Raw genomic sequence first — 17,749 nt, forward strand, 5'->3', positions numbered from 1 at the left:
GAGAGAGAGCCGAGCAGCGCGGAGAGCGACACGGCCAGGAAAGCGGGAAACGGGGAAGGCGAGAAGGGGATGCCGCCGCCGAGGCCCGCGCGAAAGTGCGCCGGCGACGACCCGAACTTGCCAAGATCCGCAACGGGAGCGCCGCGAGCACAAGGCGGCGACCAGGACTTGCCAGATCCGCGTGCGAAGAGCGCCAACCCCCGCCTCGACCTGGACAGAACACCACCCGCCTTGGCTCGGACAGCGCAGCGACTGCTGTGCCCGGGCAGGACGGCCTTGCTTGTGGCCGGCTCGGCCTGGCTTGGGTAGGCGTCGGCCATGACGGTCGGCTCTGGCTGGGCCCGCGGGCGGGGGGTGGTCAGGCTGCCAAGGGCGGTTGGTAGGTCAGGCCCAGGGAGGACTCCGCCACTGTCACGAACTGCTCGGCGGCGCGCAGCAGGTCGTCGGCCTCGCGGGCGCTCACCACGCGGAGGATGCCTGCCTCGGCGGCTGCTCGCTTGCCGGCGCCCAGGGCGAAATAGCCCGCCCAGTCGCTGAACTCGGGCGCCACCAGGGAGAGCAGCGACCAGACGCTCGTCTCCCGGGCTCGCCGGCCGCCGGCGGCCGGTCTCGCTCTTGCCGCCAGCAGGGCCGCCGCGGCGCGCAGGGCGGCCAGGTGCGCTGCCGCGTAGCGAAGACCGTCAGGCTTGGTGTGTGCCGCCTCGATCAAGCCCGCGCGGGCGATCGCCAGCAGCTGCGCCGGTGTGCGGTGCGGCAGCATGTGCGCCGGGACCGTGGGCGTTTCCGCCTTGCCGGCCTCGCCGGGCACCTGTGTTAGACCGGGAGCCGACCTGAGGCCGGGGGCCGTGGTGCTCGCCATGCGCATTTCTCCTCGCCTTTTCCGCAGCCGACGTGTGGTCGAACCGATTGCTGCGGAGGAAGACGCAGCGGGTGGAACCAAGCGGTAACGCCGACCGGGTGCGAAGCTTCCCCACACCACACCCGGCCGGCACCGCCGGCGGGTCCGTCGCCCGCCACCGGGGGTCGGGGGCGGCGAGCGACGGCCTGCCATGTGCGGACCCGGGCCCGCGAAAACCCGGGTCTCACGTGCGGCACTTCGCGGGCGCCGCACCGGGAGGCGAGCCGCGAAACACGCTCCCGGGATCAGAACGAGCGCCCTTTCGAACATCCGTTCTAACTACAGCCGACACTAGCACCCGCCTCCGACAAAAACTCGCCCCGCCACCTACTTTTTCGAACGGATGATCGAACGAAGGTCTAGCCGGCTGCCTTCACCACGGCATCCCCCGCGGGCGTACGCGCGTAAAGAACACTCCGCCCCGCCCGCCGCCGCAGCACCAGCCCGGCGTCCAGCAGCACCTTCAGATGCCGGCCCACCGAGCCGAGCCCCTGCCCGGTGATCGCCACCAGCTGAGTGGTGCTCTTCGGCGGATCGAGCTCCACCAGCACCCGAGCCCGCCCCGGCCCCAGCAACCGTCCCAGCGCACCGGGCAAAGACGCCCCCGACCAGGACGCGAGCTGCCCCGAACACCGGTAGATCACTGCGGACCGCTGCTGCACACCCGAAGACCAGCCCCCGGCCACCCAGCCCCCGGACATGGTCACCGGTACGAAGAGCAGACGGTTCCCGGAGATGTCCTGCGGCGGATAGTCGAGCGCGTTGATCTGCAACCGCCCTTCGCCGAGCCAGCGCATCCCGTCCCGCATCCGGTCCAGCGCCGCCGCCCAGCCGCCGAGGCTGAGCTGCCGCGTACGCGAGAGAATGTCCGCCTCGAGAATCCGGCTGCGCCGCGCCCAGTCCGGTTCCACGGCCCGCTCCCAGATCCAGGTCAGCAGGTCCGCCATCCGCTCGGCAAGATCGTCGCGTTCCCATAGAGCAGCAAGCCGCGCAGCACCGGCCGGCAGCGAGGACGACCGCCCCGCCGTGAACGCCATCGTCAAATCCAGCCGCACCTGCGCAGGCGACGCCGAGCGGACGACCGAAACCTCCTCGGCGAAGCTCGTCTCGACCAGCGGCGGCGCCGGCGACGCGAAATCGGCGACCCATCGAGGCCGCAGCACCGCGCCGACCAGAGCCGCATCGATCGGGTCAGCGTCAAGCCGGGCCCGATAGGACGAAAGGTGCGAGCGCCGGAACTCCGGGTCGCCCACCCCACCCTTGTGCAGCACCATCAACCCGGCCGTCACCTCAGCCAGCGGCGACCGGACGAACCGGCTGCCGGCAAGCGTGTCGGCGTCAACATTCCACCAGCCCACAACAGCACCACCTTTCGCCGGCACGCGAAACATTAACCGCCTGAACCCCCGCCCCCGAAGACTCACGGATCATGCAGACCTATCGGGAGCTGTTCCGCAACCGCGAATTCGCGGCCCTCTTCACCACCGCGTGCGCGCAGAACGCCGCCGGCACGGTCACCGGCTTGGCGCTCGCCACCGAGGTCTACTCCCGTACCCGATCGCCGCTCTTCGCGGCCTTGAGCATGTTCGGACCGTCACTGGCGCAGCTGGCCGGCGCGACGCTGCTTCTCTCCGCCGCGGATCGGTTGCCGCCGCGCGCCGCCATCAGCAGCCTCGCGCTGGTCACCGCGACGCTGGTCGGCCTGCTGTCCACCGGCCCACCGATCTGGCTGATCTTCGTGTTGTTGCTGGGCATGGGTCTGGCCGGTTCGCTCGCCGGCGGTGTCCGGGGCGGGCTGCTCACCGAGATCGTGCCGCCGGACGCGTACGTTCTGGGCCGCTCGGCGCTGAACATCGCGACCGGGACCATGCAGATCGTGGGTTTCTCGGCCGGTGGCCTGCTGGTCACGGTGCTCTCGCCGGGACAGACGCTGCTGGTCGGCGCGGGTCTGCATCTCACGGCGTCCGCGGTGGCCCGGCTCGGCCTGTCCCGTCGCGCTCCGCGCGCCTCGGGACGGCCTTCGGTCGTGGAGACCTGGCGGGTCAACCGTCGCCTATGGACGATCACTTCGGTACGCCCGGTGTACCTCGGCCTCTGGATCCCGAACGGCCTGATCGTCGGCTGCGAGGCCCTTTTCGTCCCGTATTCGCCGACCGGTGCCGGGGTGCTGCTGGCGTCGGCGGCGGTCGGCATGCTCACCGGTGACGTGCTGGCCGGCCGGTTCCTGCCGCCGTCGTGGCGGGATCGTCTCGCGCCGTTTCTCCGGCTGCTTCTGGCCGTACCGTATCTGGCTCTGGCCTTTGATCCTCACCTGGCGATCGCAGCGGTGGCGGTGGTGATCGCGTCGATCGGGTACTGCTCCACGCTGCTGCTTCAGGAACGTCTGGTCGCGCTGGTGCCGGCCGACGCGCGAGGGCAGGCGCTGGGTCTGCACACGTCCGGCATGCTCACCATGCAGGCGGTCTGTGCGGCGCTGGCCGGAACGGTCGCCGAGTTCACCACCCCGGCCGTCGCGATCGGGGTGATGTCGGCCGCCTCGATCACCGTCACCCTCTTACTCGCGCCGGCATTGGGTAGAGGAAGCAGAGAACATGCGACCATGACACCCGCGTAAAAGAAGGAGGCCCGCCATGGGACGGACGATCGTGGTGACCGGCGCGAGTTCGGGTGTCGGTCTCGCCGCCGCCAAGCAGTTCGCCGCCATGGGCGACGACGTCGTCCTGGTGGGACGCGACCCGCAGCGCCTGGCGAACGCGGTCGCCGAGGTACGCGACGCCGGCAACGGACGCGAACCAGGCCGGTACCGCACCGACTTCGACTCCTTCGCCGAGGTACGCGCCCTCGCCGACCACCTGCTGACGAACCTGCCCCGCATCGACGTGCTGGCGAACAACGCCGGTGGGATGGTCGAGCATCACCGGAAGACCACGGACGGCTACGAGGCGACCATCCAGGGCAACCACCTGTCGCCGTTCCTGCTCACCAGCCTGCTGCGGGAACGGCTGCGCGACGCCCGCGTGGTGAACACCGCGTCCCGCGCACACATGCAGGGCAAACCGGATCCGGACCGGCTGGCCGGCGACCCGGCGAAGTACAGCACCTGGCAGGCGTACGGCGCGAGCAAGGCGGCGAACATCCTCTTCGCGTCCGAGGCGGCCCGCCGCTGGCCGGACATCACCAGCGTGTCGTTCCACCCGGGTGTGGTGCGCAGCAACTTCGGCGTGGGCCGGGTGACCCGGTTCTTCTACAAGTACGCACCGGGCCTGGTCACCCCGGAAAAGGCCGGCGCGCTGCTGGTCTGGCTGTCCACCGCGCCGAAGGACGAGCTGGTCCAGGGCGGTTACTACGTCGACCGGGACTCCCCGGCCACACCCGCCCCGCACGCCCGGGACGATTCGCTGGCTGCGAAGCTCTGGGAAGCCAGTGCCGAAGCGACGGGATAAACGATGCTGAACCACCCCAATGTGATCGCGGTCCGGGACGCCCTGGAGAACGCGGGCGCCACCGTGGAGATCACCATCCTGAGCGAGGCCGTGCACACCGCCGCCCTCGCGGCCGCCGCGCTGAACATCGAGGTCGGCCAGATCGCCAACTCGCTGATCTTCGACGCGGACGGCGAGCCGCTGCTGGTGCTCACCTCGGGCGCGCACCGGGTCGACACCACGCGGGTCGCGACGCTGCTCGACATCACGAAACTGCGCCGGGCCACCCCGGAATTCGTCCGGCTGCACACCGGCCAGGCGATCGGCGGTGTCGCGCCGCTCGGCCATCCGAAACCGGTCCGCACCCTGATCGACGTCGACCTCGAGCAGTACTCCGAGGTGTGGGCGGCGGCGGGCGTACCGCAGTCGATCTTCCCGATCACGTACGCCGAGCTCGTCCGGGTGACCGCCGGGACACCGGCGACCGTCGCCTGAGCCCATGTCCGACGACCTGGTCAGCCTGCATGTCTGGCGCATACCGCACCGCTTCGTCGGCTCCGCCATGCTGCGCATGGCCTTCGCACGCCGCCATCTCCCCGGCGTCCGTTTCGCCAAATTCCTGGGTACGGGTACCGGCCTCACCTTCGGACCAGGAGACAGCGACCTGACCCGATGGGCGGCGATCTCGGTCAGCGACCGGCCGGTGCGGTTTCCGGGGTGGGATGCGATCGCCGTGGCACAGGCCCGGCTCGACCTGGAACCGCTGGTCAGCCGGGGCAAGTGGTCCGGCCGGGAACCGTTCCGGCCGACCGGCTCTTCCCGCCGGGTCGTGGACGGCCCGGTTCTCGCACTGACCCGGGCCCGGCTGCGGCCGGCCCGCGCTCTCCGTTTCTGGAACGCCGTCCCACCGGTGGTCCGGGAACTCGCCGCCGCGCCCGGCCTGCTCGCCCGGTTCGGGATCGGGGAGGCGCCGATCGGCTGGCAGGGCACGGTCAGCGTGTGGCGCAGCGCCACGGACCTCACCGCGTTCGCGTACCGTCAGCCGGAGCACCGCGCCGCGATCGCCCGCACACCGACCGACCGCTGGTACGCCGAGGAGCTCTTCGCCCGTTTCGCGGTGCGCCACATCAGCGGCGACCGGTCCGTCCTGGGGTGGTCCTCGGCTGCTGAATCGGAAACCGCCGAGTACAGGGAGCGTACGTAAGCGATGAGGCTCGTTGCTTGGCAGCCGGACGACCTGCTGCGACGGCTGGACGACGTGGTCGCGGTGTACGGAGCGGCGATGGGCTACCGGCCCGAGCTGCTGCAGACCCGGCGTGGCTACATCGGCTCGCACGTACGCCGGCCAGGCTTCCGCGCCGTCGCCACCCTCACCCCGGAGGGTGGCGTCGCCGGTTTCGGGTACGGATACACCTCGGTGGCCGGCCAGTGGTGGCACGACCAGGTCAAGTCGGCCCTGCCCGAACCGGACCGCGAGCACTGGCTGACGGACTGCTTCGAAGTGGTGGAACTCCACGTCCGCCCGGTCGCACAGGGCCACGGCCTCGGCGCACGCCAGCTGCGCGCCCTGCTCGCCATGGCGAAAGGCAAGACCGTCCTGCTGTCCACACCGGAGGCTGACGAGCAGACGTCCCGGGCATGGCGGCTGTACCGGCGGTTCGGGTTCACCGACGTGCTGCGCAACTTCTGGTTCCCCGGCGACGAGCGGGCCTTCGCGATCCTCGGACGGGAGCTGCCGATCGCCGACCGGCTGACCGAGGACGCGGCATCCTGAAGACACGTTTGTCCTGGTGGCTGCTGGGTGTGCTGATCCTGGCCCAGATCTGTTACCCACTCACCGGGGGTTCGGTGCGGGCCGGCCTGACCGTGGCCACGGTCCTGATCGGCGTGCTCCTGTCGGTGACACACGCGCTGCTGTCACGGGGTCTGCGGGCGGCCGCGGCCCTGGTCGGCACGGCGACGCTGGGCGGGTTCGCCGTGGAAGCGGTCGGTGTGGCCACCGGCTTTCCGTTCGGCACCTACGACTACTCCGGTGAGCTGGGGCCGAAGCTGCTCGGCGTACCGCTGATCATCCCGCTGGCCTGGACCTGGATGGCGTGGCCGGCGTGGCTCGCCGCGATCCGGGTTGTCCGTGGCCGGGCGGCGCGGGTGGTTCTCGCCGCGGCCGGGCTCGCCACCTGGGACCTCTTCCTCGACCCGCAGATGGTGGCCGAGGGATATTGGCGCTGGCACGATCCGGTGCCGGCGCTCCCCGGGGTACCGGGCATCCCGGTCGGCAATTATCTGGGCTGGCTGGGGTTCGCCCTGGTCCTGATGGCATCGTTGTCGGTGGCGTCCCGGGTGTCCTCGCCCGTCGCCGGTGACGCGCCGATGTACGCGCTGTGGCTCTGGACGTATGCGTCATCGGTCCTGGCCCACGCCGTTTTCCTGGGGCTGTGGGCGTCGGCGCTGTGGGGTGGGGTGTTGATGGGGGCGGCGGTCCTGCCCCTCGCCCTGGCTCTGGCTCCGCGTCGAAAGCCGGTGCCGGTCGCGTGATCGGCTGGGTGCTGGTCGTCGCGCTGGTTCTGCTCACCGGGCACACCGCGGTCAACGCGCTGCTCCTGCGCCGCCCTCGTCGTGGGGCGACCACTGCCGAACGGGTTGCCGTGCTGCTGCCGCTGCGCGACGAGGCCGCTCGGGTCGGGCCCTGCCTGGAGTCGCTGCTGGCTCAGCGAGGCGTCCCGAACCTCACGATCCACGTCTTGGACGACGGCTCCACCGACGGCACCGCGGACGTCGTCCGGAAGATCGCCGGCGATGCTGTTGTGCTGCACACTGGGGAGCCACTGCCGCCTGGCTGGCTCGGGAAACCGAACGCCTGCCGTCAACTCGCCGACAAAGCGGGCGACGCGGACATCCTGGTCTTTGTCGACGCCGACGTCACCCTGGAACCGGACGCGATCGCCGGTGCGGCCGACCTCCTGCGCCGGGCCGGCGTGACCTTGCTTTCGGCGTACCCTCGAATAGCGGGAGCGGGCCGCCTGGCCCAGCCATTGCTGCAGTGGTCCTGGTTGACGTTCCTCCCGCTGCGCGCGATGGAACGCTCCCCGCGCCCCTCCCTCGCTGCCGCCGGCGGCCAATGGCTGATCGCCGACCGAGCCGGTTATCAGAAGGCCGGCGGCCACGCGGCCGTCCGCGCCGACATCCTGGAAGACATCGGCCTGGCCCGCGCGGTGAAACGCTCCGGCGGCCGGATCACCCTGGCGGACGGCTCGCGCCTGGCCACCTGCCGGATGTACAACTCCTGGTCAGAGCTGGTGGACGGCTACAGCAAGTCCCTGTGGGCGTCCTTCGGCTCCCCACTCGGCGCCACCACCGTCGTGGTCCTTCTCCTCCTTCTGTACGCCCTACCGCCCCTGCTCCTAACCACAACACTCCTAACCGGACTGTTCCCCACGACCGAGCCTCCGCTACTGGCCACACCTCCCCCGCCGCTGTACACGTCTCCCCTACTCTCGGCCGCGTCTCCCCTGCTGCTGGACACGTCTCCCGTGCTCTCGGCCACGTCTCCCCCGCTGCTGTCGGCCCCGTCTCTCCCGTTGCTGGACACGTCTCCGCTGCTGTCGGCCGCTGCGCCGTGGGCGATCGCCTATCTGCTCGGGGTGACCGGCCGCATGATCAGCGCGGCGGCAACGGGCGGCCGAACCTTCCCCGACCCACTGCTGCATCCGCTCTCCATCGTCACGTTCGCCTGGCTGGTAACCCGCTCCTTCCACCGAAAACGCCTGAACCAGCTGTCCTGGCGAGGCCGCCCCGTCTAACCGGGACCACGATCGCCCAGACCAAAGCGGGTGTGTCGATTTCGGGTTCGATACGCACCCAAACTCGACACGCACAACGCATATCGCCTGCCCTGTGTCGACTTCGGGTTCGATACGCGCCCCAACTCGACACGCACAACGCATATCGCCTGCCGTGTGTCGATTTCAGGTTCGATACGCGCCCCAACTCGACACGCACAGGCGGGTCCCTCGTGGCGCGCCGACGTCGGCCCGACGCGAAACCGATCGCCGACCAAGCCGCCCACTGAACAAGCCACCACCAGCCGAGCCGAGCCGCCGGGCGAGCCGAGCCGCCGGGCGAGCCGAGCCGCCGGGCGAGCCGAGCCGCCGGGCGAGCCGAGCCGCCGGGCGAGCCGAGCCGAGCCGTAGCTCAGACATGTCATCCGAGCCTCATACCGTGGCTGAACTACGGCCGAGAAGCACGAGCCGTCGCTCAGCCACGTCATCGCGGTCCCATGACATGTCTGAGCTACGGCTCGCCCCGGCGGCGGTGAGGGCACGGCGGCGGAAGACACCGTGACCTGGCGGGCCTGCGGGCGCTGCCGCCACACCGGCATCGCGCCCGCTTTGACACCACAAGATCGCGGGCAGGGCGGCCGGCGAAGCGCAACCGGCGACGACGGCACCTTGAAACTCGGGCGTCTGCGCCGCCCCGACGACCACATACTCACAAGATCGCGGGAGGGCTGGCCGGCAGAGCGCTGCCGTCGACGGCGGCACCTCGAAACTCGTGCGTCTGCGCCGCCCCGACGACCACAAACTCACAACATCGCGGGAGGGCTGGCCGGCGAAACGCAACCGGCGGCGGCGACACCTTGAAACTCGGGCGTCTGCGCTGCCGCGGCGGCCACTAGCTCACGCGATCGGGCGGGGGTCTGGCGTTGCTTGGGGTGGCGCGGCGGGGCTTCTGCTGGAGGCGGCTTGTGGTGGGGGGTGACGGAGGGCCGGGGCTGGCGGCGGTAGGCGCCGGCGGGAGGGGCCGCAGGTGGCGAGGGCTGGCGGGAGGTGTGGTTGCGGTTGTCGGGCCTGGTTGGGCGTACCCATGGAGGTTGGTGGGGAGAGGGGGCGGAAGATCAGGGGGTGAGTGACATCGTGGTGATCGGTGCTGGGGTTGGCGGGTTGGCGGCGGCGGCGCGGCTGGCGGCGGCGGGGCATCGGGTGGTGGTGCACGAGCGGGCGGAGCGGGTTGGCGGGAAGCTGGCCGTTTTTGAGCGGGACGGGTATCGGTTCGACACCGGGCCCAGCCTGCTCACGCTGCCGCAGGTATTCGATGATCTCGATTTGGATCTGCGGCCGGAGCCGTTGGATCCGGTGGTGCGGCATGTGTTCGCGGACCGGACCGTGCTTGATTCGTCGCCGGTGCACAGTGTTTTTCTGGAGCGGATCGCGGCGGCGATGGGTACGGCGGCGGCTGATGACTGGGACCGGTTCTGGGGTCGGGCGGCGCGGATCTGGCGGGCCTCGTGGGATTCGGTGCTGCGGCGTCCGGTGAGTGCGGCGTCGCTGGCCCGGCTCTCCTGGCGGGTTGGTGATCTTGCGGCGATCGCGCCCGGGAGGTCGCTGCGGTCGCTCGGGCGCACCTATCTCCGGGATCGACGATTGCGGATGTTGCTTGACCGATATGCGACATATACCGGGACTGATCCGCGTCGCGCGCCCGCTGCGCTCGCGGCGATCCCCTACGCGGAACTCACGCACGGCGGGTGGTATCTCCCCGGCGGATTGGGCACGCTCGCGGACTCGCTGCGCGCTCGCTGCATTGATCTTGGGGTACGCGTAGAGCTCAGCTCGCCTGTCGCACGGATCTCGGCCGATCGGGCGGTGCGGGGGGTGGTTCTGGAGTCCGGTGAGTTCGAGCGGGCCGACGTCGTGATATCCGATGTGGACGCCTCGGTGCTCTATCGGGACCTGCTTCCGACGCCGGGGCGGCTGGCCGGGCTTGCCGATCGGAGCCTTGGCGGGTTCGTGCTGTTGCTCGGGGTACGCGGGGAGACGCCGGAGCTGGCGCATCACACGGTGTTCTTCCCGGCAGACTACGACGCCGAATTCGATGCGGTTTTCGGCTCGTCCTCGCGCCGGGCGCGGCCGGTGAACGACCCGGCGATCTTCGTTACCCGGGCTGCCGATCCGGCGGTGCGGCCCGCGGGTTGTGAGGCGTGGTTCGTTCTGGTGAACGCGGCTCGGCACGGGACGGCCTGGTCCGCTGTGGACTGGCAGCGGCCCGGGTTGGGTGAGGCTTATGGGCGGCATGTGCTGGATGTGCTGGCCGGGCGCGGGGTGGATGTGCGGGGGCGGCTGGAGTTCATGGAGGTCCGGACGCCCGCCGAGTTGGCGGGGTCGCCGGACGGGTCGATCTACGGGAGTGCCGGAGGGTTGGTGCGGGCTTCCAATCGGGGGCCGGTTCGGGGGTTGTTCCTGGTGGGAGGGTCGGCGCACCCGGGCGGAGGGTTGCCGATGGTGACGCTGTCCGCCCAGATCGTCGCGGAGGAGATCGGGGCCGCCTGAGCGGAGCGCCGGCCTGGTTATGAGGTCGTGTGGGCTGCCAGGAAGGCCTGGGCCATCGCGGATGCCAGGTCGGCCGGGTTGCGGGCCGCTATCGCTTGGCCGCCGGTCGCACCGGCCATGCTGGTCAGTGCCGTCATGTTGGCGTCCGGGCCGTACCCGACCGCGATGACCGAGACCGGCTTGGCGGGGTCCTGGCCGGCTTCCAGTTTCTGCAGGAAGGTGGCCTGCGGCATCGCGTACTTCGTGCCGCCGTCGGCGCCGTCGGTCAGCACCACCACGACCGTCGCGGTCTGTGCTTTCACCTGGCCTCGCATCGCTTCCACGCCGTCGAGGACGGCCTGGTAGAGCGGGGTACCGGCGGCTTTCTCCGGCTTGTAGGCGCCGATGCCGGCCTGCAGCGCCTTGCGCCGGCTCTGGCCGTCGACGAGGCCGTTGACCGGTCCCAGCGGGACGACCTCGGTGTGTGCCGGGCCGTTGCGGGCGGCAGTGCCGAAGTACCACATGCCGATCGTGGTGTCGTCGCCGAAGAGCTCGGCCGCGCTCACCCCGGACTCGCGCAGCAGCGATGCCTTGGTGCTGGTCCGGCCGGCCTTGTCGGTGACGGGCTCGTTCATCGAACCGGACGAGTCGATCAGCAGCAACACCTGGAACGCCAGGTCACGGTACTGCGCCCACTGCTGAGCGGGGCCGAGCAGCTTGCCCGCCGACTTCGGCAGGCGCAGCACGCCGGCGGTCGGTTCGGTACGGAAACCGGCCTCCACCACAGCCGGCTCGGTGATCGCCTCACGCAGCTGCGCGGCGAGTTTCTTGTCGGCGCCCTTGCGCAGCGTGAACGGGTAGTCGGCCTCGACCCGCCCGTCCACCGGCGGCACACCGGCGAGCCGGACCACGTGCCGCTGCTCCTGGTACGCGGTGAGCTGCTGCTCCAGCACCGGGAAGACCCCGATGTCGTAGACCGCGGTGGTGGCGTCGGTCGCCTTGCCCATCCGTTCGAGCAGCTCGATCGGGTCGGCGCTGGCCTCCTCCAGCCGGCTGCGCAGGGTGAGCGCGCGCAGCTGGGCGATGCCGGCGTCCTTCGTGGTCCGGGCCGTCGCGGCGTGCACGGCATGGACGCTGAGCAGGCCGGCGGTGGTCCGCAGCGGGTCCGGCATGCTGATCGTCGGGAACTTGCTCTCGGTCGCTCCCTGGATCAGCCCGGTCCACGCGGTCTGGCCGTCTTTCGCGTACAGGCTGGTGATGCCCTCCGGGGCGGCGATCAGCACCGGGGAGTACGCGATCGGCTTGCCGGAGACCGCGTACGCCTTGTCGGCGGCAACCGTGAGCCAGGCGCTGCTGGACGGGATCCAGACGTCCGGTTTCTCCTTGCTGACCGCGGTGACGCCGGGTTCCTCGGCGCGGACCACGACCGGCGGGCAGCGCAGCCCGGACGGGTTGAGGGTGGCGGCGGCCTCGCTGATCAGCGGCGCGATCTCCGGCGCGGCGGCGACGGTCAGCTCCGAGTCGGGGCAGGGCGCGACGCTCAGGGACGTGGCCGAGGGCACCGGGGCAGCGGTCGGCGCCGCGTCCGGGGAGCGGTTGCCGTTGTTCATCAGCTGCCAGGTGATTCCGCCGGCGGCTGCCAGGACGGCGAGGACCAGTGCTGCCGCGAGAAGTGCCCTCCGGGGCCGGTGCGGAGGTTCGCTCCACTCACCGGGACCGGCCGGAAGCTCCCTTGGCCACTCGTTGTCGGACATGCCACCTTACCCGTCGTTAACTTCGACATCGATGCGAGGCGGATACTAGTCCGGGATTCACGTTTCGCAATGCGAGTGACGGCATCTCGGCACACTTAATGATCATTTAAAAGACAGCAGAAAATGATCATTAATCCGCTGCCGCGATCACGATCAGTTCTCCGTCGAAGCTGAGGCCGACCGGCTCCCGCCCCCACCCGCCGTACATCTCGTCCACCCGGAACCCGGCTGACTCCAGCGACCGCCGAAGCTCGTCCTCGGTGCGAAACCGCAGCGTAGCCGAGCTGGTGAGCTCCTCACTACCGGGGAAGAGATAGTGATGCGTGAGTGAAACGAGCCCGTCGGCCTCGGCGCCGGCCTCGGTCCACGCCTCGACCACCTCGCCACCGGCGAGCACGATGATCCGCCGGGATTCCTCCGGGTTCCACCGTTCCCATTCCTTCGCCGCCGGGTCTCTGCTGTCGAAGATCAGACGCCCGTCACCGATCATGGAACGACGCAACGCGCGGAGCAGCGCCGACCATTCTTGATCTTCAACGAAGAACTGCGCGACGTGCCCGGTCAGAAAGGCCGCGTCGTACGCGCGGACACCGATCGCCGCGACCGACCCCTCCACCCAGCGGACCCGGGCCGCGCCGGTCTTGCGGCGAGCCGCGTCCAGAGCCGGGCCGGCCGGGTCGATGCCGGTGACCTCATGACCGGCCTCGGCCATCGCGATCGCCAGCCGGCCGGTGCCGCAGCCGAGGTCGAGCACCCGCGGCGCCGAATGCTCGGCGAGCACGGCCATGAAGAAGTCGTCTTCCCAGCCCCAGGGGCATTCGGCGTCGTAGACCTCGACGAGCCGTGGATGCCGATACTCGCCATGCCACACACACGGATGCTAAACGGCCGATAGACAGCTGACTAGTCGAAGTGGACAGTCGTTGCCACGCCGGCGTCAGAGGGCGCGTACCCCGAAGGGAAGCCGGCCCGAAGCGATGTGCTCGACCAGCACCTCGCGGAGCGCGGCCGCCGCGTGCGGCAGCACCGCGCCGCGACGCTGCGCGATGGCGATCGTCCGGCGCATGCCCGGCGGAGCCAGAGGGGTGGCCCGTAGCAGCGGGCGGTTGGCGAGAACCATGCTCGGCACCAGGGCGACGCCGAGCCCGGCTTCGACGAAGGCGAGCACCGCGTCCATCTCGCCGCCCTCGACAGCGAATTTCGGAGTGAACCCGGCCCGCTCGCAGGCGTGCAGGGTGACGTCGCGGATGTCGTAGCCCTTCCGGAACATCACCATCGGCGTGTGCCGCAGCTCGACGAGGTCCAGCTGGCGGGCCACGGTCAGCGGCGGGCCATCGGCGACCGAAGCTACGACCAGGCTCTCGCGTACCAGATCGGTGGTTTCCAGGGCGGGATCCAGGGCGTGCTCGGGCTGGACGATCAGCGCCAGATCGAGCCCGTGCGCCAGCAGATTGGCGATCAGGTCCTGGGAGCTGCCTTCGCTGACGTGCAGCTGAATGTCGGGGTGATCCTCTCGGTACGTCCGGAGCACGGCCGGGACCAGCGAGGAGCAGAGACTCGGCGTGGCACCGAGGCGCACCTCGCCACGGCGCAGGCCGACGATGTCGCGGACCGCGTCGAGGGCCGCGTCGGCATCGGCGACCATGCGTTGCGCGAGGGGCAGGAGGGTCTCGCCGGCGACGGTGAGGGTGATGCCGCCGCGGATCCGTTCGAACAGCGGCGCGCCGAGTGAGGACTCCAACGTGTGAATCTGCTTACTCAACGTAGGTTGCGAGACGCCCAAATTGTCCGCCGCATGGGTGAAATGTCGGGTCTCAGCCACCTCTACGAAGTACCGGAGTTGTTGCAGCTGCACGGTAATAGACTATCGCTATCACTAGCCGCGCGTTCATGCATTAGACGAATGCTCCGGGACTTTCTACCGTCCAGGTTGTGGCGGTAGACACTCCTATTCCGAAGACGACCAACGCAGCGGGTGCAACGGCACGCCCCGCGCCGCGGAAGTCAGTGCGGCCCTCGTCGGTCGTCCTTAAATTTGTCATGGCTGCCAGCGGCATCGTCCTGGTGGGGTTCCTGTTCGCGCACGCGGCCGGCAACCTGAAGATCTTCATCGGCAATGAAGACTTCGACCACTACGCGCACTGGCTGCGCACGATCGGAACACCCCTGCTCCCGGACGTGTGGTTCCTCTGGATCATGCGGATCGGCCTGCTCGTGGCGATCTTCGCGCACATCTGGTCGGCGACGGTACTGACCGTGCGGGCCAAGAAGGCCCGGCCGGTCAAGTACGCCCACCGGCCCAAGGTCCAGGGCAGTTACGCCGCCCGGACCATGCGCTGGGGCGGCGTGATCGTCCTGCTCTTCATCATTTATCACATCCTCGACCTGACCACGCACACCCTGAACCCGGTCAAGGACTCGGCGAACCCGCACGCCAACGTGATCGGCGACTTCGCGCCGGAGCGTTGGTACGTGACGGCGTTCTACGCCATCTCGGTGATCGCGGTCGGCCTGCACCTGCGGCACGGCATCTTCAGCGCCGCCCGCACCCTGGGCCAGCAGACTGCCAAGGGTCAGCGCCGGGCACAGGCGATCGCGCTGGTGCTCTCCGTGCTCCTGGTGGTCGCGTATCTCTCGGTGCCGTTCGCGGTGACGGTCGGATTGGTGAAGTGAAGATGACTGACTTCTGGGCCGAAGGCGAGCCGATCGTCGACAAGGCCGCTCCGGACGGGCCGGTCGAGACCCGCTGGGAGCGTCGCAAGTTCAACGCCAAGCTGGTCAACCCGGCGAACCGCCGGAAGCTGACCGTGATCATCGTGGGCACCGGCCTGGCCGGCGGATCGGCCGCGGCGACCCTCGCCGAGGCGGGGTACCACGTCAAGTCGTACTGCTACCAGGACAGCCCGCGGCGGGCGCACTCGATCGCCGCGCAGGGTGGCATCAACGCCGCGAAGAACTACCGCAACGACGGCGACTCCGTCTACCGGCTGTTCTACGACACCGTCAAGGGCGGCGACTTCCGGGCGCGCGAGTCAAACGTGTACCGGCTCGCGCAAGTCTCGGTGAACATCATCGACCAGTGCGTCGCGCAGGGCGTCCCGTTCGCCCGCGAGTACGGCGGCCTGCTCGACAACCGCTCGTTCGGCGGCACCCAGGTGTCCCGGACGTTCTACGCCAGGGGCCAGACGGGACAGCAGCTGCTGCTCGGCGCGTACCAGGCGCTGGAGCGGCAGATCGGCCTCGGCAACGTCGAGATGAACGCCCGGCACGAGATGCTCGAAGTAATCATCAAGGACGGCAAGGCGCGGGGCATCGTGGTCCGCGACATGGTCACCGGCGAGATCACCACCGAGTTCGCCGACGCGGTAGTGCTCGCCTCCGGTGGTTACGGCAACGTCTTCTTCCTGTCGACGAACGCCAAGGGCTGCAACGTCACGGCGGCGTGGCGGGCGCACCGCAAGGGCGCGCTCTTCGCGAACCCCTGCTACACGCAGATCCACCCGACCTGCATCCCGGAGTCCGGCTCGCACCAGTCGAAGCTGACCCTGATGTCGGAGTCGCTGCGCAACGACGGCCGGGTCTGGGTGCCGAAGGCGCAGAAGGACACCCGCAAGGCCGCCGACATCCCCGAGGACGAGCGCGACTACTACCTGGAGCGCATCTACCCGTCGTTCGGCAACCTGGTGCCCCGTGACATCGCGTCCCGGGCCGCCAAGAACGTCTGCGACGAGGGCCGCGGCGTCGGCCCCGGCGGTCTCGGCGTCTACCTGGACTTCGCCGACGCGATCAAGCGGCTGGGCCAGCCCGCGGTCGAGGCGAAGTACGGCAACCTCTTCGAGATGTACCAGCGGATCACCGGCGACGACCCGTACGAGACGCCGATGCGTATCTACCCCGCGGTGCACTACACGATGGGTGGCCTGTGGGTCGACTACGACCTGCAGTCGACGGTCCCCGGCCTGTTCGTGGTGGGCGAGGCCAACTTCTCCGACCACGGCGCCAACCGGCTCGGCGCGTCCGCGCTGATGCAGGGCCTCGCGGACGGCTACTTCGTGCTGCCGAACACGATCAGCAACTACCTCGCGGCCGGTCCCTTCCCTGCCGTTTCGGAAAAGGATGCCGAGGTCGTCGAGGCTCGCAAGCTCGTCGAGGACCGGATCGCCAAGTTCCTCTCGATCGACGGTGACCGCACCGTCGACTCGTTCCACCGCGAGCTCGGCCACATCATGTGGGAGTACTGCGGCATGGAGCGTACGGAAGAGGGTCTGACCAAGGCGATCGGCCTGATCCGGGCGCTCAAGGAGGAGTTCTGGACCCGGGTGAAGGTGCCGGGCAAGGGCGAAGAGCTCAACCAGAACCTGGAGAAGGCCGGCCGGGTCGCCGACTTCATCGAGCTCGGCGAGCTCATGTGCATCGACGCGCTGCACCGCCGCGAGTCCTGCGGCGGCCATTTCCGGGGCGAGAGCCAGACCCCGGACGGTGAGGCGCTGCGCCACGACGACGAGTTCAGCTACGCCGCGGCGTGGGAGTACTTCGGCGCCGACGGCAAGCCGACCCTGCACAAGGAAGACCTCAACTTCGAGTACGTCCACCCGAGCACGCGGAGTTACAAGTAATGAACATCAAGGTACGGGTGTGGCGTCAGTCCAGCGCTTCCTCCTCCGGGAAGATGGTCAGCTACGACGTCAAGGACATCTCGCCGGACGCGTCGTTCCTCGAGATGATCGACGTGCTCAACGAGACGCTGATCCTCTCCGGCGACGACCCCATCGCGTTCGACCACGACTGCCGTGAGGGCATCTGTGGCGCGTGCAGCATGGTCATCAACGGTGTGGCGCACGGCCCGGAGAAGGCCACCACCACCTGCCAGCTGCACATGCGTCACTTCTCCGACGGCGACGTGATCGACGTCGAGCCGTGGCGTGCCGCCGCGTTCCCGGTGATCAAGGACCTGATCGTCGACCGCGGCGCGTTCGACCAGATCATCCAGGCGGGCGGTTACATCAGCGCGCCGACCGGCACCGCGCCCGACGCGCACGCCGCGCCGGTGCCGAAGAAGGATGCCGACGCCGCGTTCGAGGCAGCGACGTGCATCGGCTGCGGTGCCTGTGTGGCGGCGTGCCCGAACGGCTCCTCGATGCTGTTCACCGCCGCGAAGATCACCCACCTCGGTCTGATGCCGCAGGGCCAGCCCGAGCGCAACAGCCGGGTGATCGACATGCTGCAGGCGCAGGATGACGCCGGCTTCGGCGGGTGCACGAACATGGGCGAGTGTGCCGAGGTCTGCCCGAAGGGCATTCCGTTGAGCTTGATCGGCCGCCTGAACAGCGATTACCGCAAGGCTCTCAGCAAGAGCTGACGCAGTCTGCC

16 protein-coding genes are annotated in these 17,749 nt (G+C 69.6%); 11 read left to right on the top strand and 5 right to left on the bottom strand.

All coding sequences use genetic code 11. The features are described from left to right. Positions 1-358 precede the first annotated feature (358 nt). Both B0I29_RS10760 and B0I29_RS10765 read right to left on the bottom strand, forming a co-directional pair. Entirely contained in the window at positions 359-859 is a 501-nt protein-coding gene (locus B0I29_RS10760; RefSeq protein WP_245972431.1) for an SAV_6107 family HEPN domain-containing protein, read from the bottom strand. Positions 860-1,257: 398 nt separating this feature from the next. Further along, a complete protein-coding gene (locus B0I29_RS10765) occupies positions 1,258-2,256 on the bottom strand; it encodes an ArsR/SmtB family transcription factor (RefSeq protein ID WP_111648784.1) in 999 nt (332 codons plus the stop codon). A gap of 71 nt (positions 2,257-2,327) precedes the next feature. On the opposite strand from B0I29_RS10765, the gene B0I29_RS10770 reads away from it, so the two are divergent. The 8 genes from B0I29_RS10770 (at position 2,328) to B0I29_RS10805 (ending at position 10,646) form a co-directional block, all read left to right on the top strand. Next, entirely contained in the window at positions 2,328-3,512 is a 1,185-nt protein-coding gene (locus tag B0I29_RS10770) for an MFS transporter (protein WP_111648785.1), read from the top strand. A 16-nt stretch (positions 3,513-3,528) separates the two neighbouring features. Continuing rightward, positions 3,529-4,341: an SDR family NAD(P)-dependent oxidoreductase gene (locus B0I29_RS10775; protein WP_111648786.1), complete on the top strand. Its 813-nt coding sequence runs from the start codon at positions 3,529-3,531 to the stop codon at positions 4,339-4,341. Between the two features lie 3 nt (positions 4,342-4,344). Further along, positions 4,345-4,815 carry a YbaK/EbsC family protein gene (locus B0I29_RS10780; RefSeq protein ID WP_111648787.1) on the top strand — a complete coding sequence of 157 codons (471 nt, stop codon included), beginning with the start codon at positions 4,345-4,347 and terminating at the stop codon, positions 4,813-4,815. Between the two features lie 4 nt (positions 4,816-4,819). Next, positions 4,820-5,524: a monooxygenase gene (locus B0I29_RS10785; protein ID WP_111648788.1), complete on the top strand. Its 705-nt coding sequence runs from the start codon at positions 4,820-4,822 to the stop codon at positions 5,522-5,524. Positions 5,525-5,527: 3 nt separating this feature from the next. Then, positions 5,528-6,094 carry a GNAT family N-acetyltransferase gene (locus B0I29_RS10790; RefSeq protein WP_111648789.1) on the top strand — a complete coding sequence of 189 codons (567 nt, stop codon included), beginning with the start codon at positions 5,528-5,530 and terminating at the stop codon, positions 6,092-6,094. Continuing rightward, positions 6,091-6,855: a carotenoid biosynthesis protein gene (locus tag B0I29_RS10795; protein WP_221401924.1), complete on the top strand. Its 765-nt coding sequence runs from the start codon at positions 6,091-6,093 to the stop codon at positions 6,853-6,855. The genes B0I29_RS10790 and B0I29_RS10795 overlap by 4 nt, the downstream gene beginning before the upstream one ends. Continuing rightward, positions 6,852-8,120, top strand: a complete 1,269-nt coding sequence (locus B0I29_RS10800) for a glycosyltransferase family 2 protein (protein WP_245972433.1) — start codon at positions 6,852-6,854, stop codon at positions 8,118-8,120. The genes B0I29_RS10795 and B0I29_RS10800 overlap by 4 nt, the downstream gene beginning before the upstream one ends. A 1,101-nt stretch (positions 8,121-9,221) precedes the next feature. Further along, positions 9,222-10,646: a phytoene desaturase family protein gene (locus tag B0I29_RS10805; RefSeq protein WP_111648790.1), complete on the top strand. Its 1,425-nt coding sequence runs from the start codon at positions 9,222-9,224 to the stop codon at positions 10,644-10,646. A gap of 17 nt (positions 10,647-10,663) precedes the next feature. On the opposite strand, the gene B0I29_RS10810 is transcribed toward B0I29_RS10805, so the two are convergent. From B0I29_RS10810 to B0I29_RS10820, 3 genes are all read right to left on the bottom strand, one after another. Continuing rightward, on the bottom strand, positions 10,664-12,379 hold the full coding sequence (locus B0I29_RS10810; RefSeq protein ID WP_111648791.1) for a substrate-binding domain-containing protein: 1,716 nt from the start codon (positions 12,377-12,379) through the stop codon (positions 10,664-10,666). A gap of 130 nt (positions 12,380-12,509) precedes the next feature. Beyond that, a complete protein-coding gene (locus B0I29_RS10815; RefSeq protein WP_111648792.1) occupies positions 12,510-13,250 on the bottom strand; it encodes a class I SAM-dependent methyltransferase in 741 nt (246 codons plus the stop codon). 66 nt (positions 13,251-13,316) lie between these two features. Beyond that, on the bottom strand, positions 13,317-14,240 hold the full coding sequence (locus tag B0I29_RS10820) for a LysR family transcriptional regulator (RefSeq protein ID WP_111648793.1): 924 nt from the start codon (positions 14,238-14,240) through the stop codon (positions 13,317-13,319). 146 nt (positions 14,241-14,386) lie between these two features. Here B0I29_RS10820 and B0I29_RS10825 point away from each other — a divergent pair, with 146 nt between their 5' ends. From B0I29_RS10825 to B0I29_RS10835, 3 genes are read left to right on the top strand one after another with little or no spacing between them, the layout of a single operon-like run. After that, a complete protein-coding gene (locus B0I29_RS10825; RefSeq protein ID WP_281270882.1) occupies positions 14,387-15,052 on the top strand; it encodes a succinate dehydrogenase cytochrome b subunit in 666 nt (221 codons plus the stop codon). 2 nt (positions 15,053-15,054) lie between these two features. Beyond that, positions 15,055-16,995 (top strand): fumarate reductase/succinate dehydrogenase flavoprotein subunit, encoded by a 1,941-nt coding sequence (locus tag B0I29_RS10830; protein ID WP_111648795.1) that lies wholly within the window; start codon positions 15,055-15,057, stop codon positions 16,993-16,995. Continuing rightward, on the top strand, positions 16,995-17,738 hold the full coding sequence (locus tag B0I29_RS10835) for a succinate dehydrogenase/fumarate reductase iron-sulfur subunit (RefSeq protein WP_111648796.1): 744 nt from the start codon (positions 16,995-16,997) through the stop codon (positions 17,736-17,738). The genes B0I29_RS10830 and B0I29_RS10835 overlap by 1 nt, the downstream gene beginning before the upstream one ends. Positions 17,739-17,749: the final 11 nt, after the last annotated feature.

The sequence above is a fragment of the Actinoplanes lutulentus genome, assembly GCF_003259845.1.
Classification (GTDB): domain Bacteria; phylum Actinomycetota; class Actinomycetes; order Mycobacteriales; family Micromonosporaceae; genus Actinoplanes; species Actinoplanes lutulentus.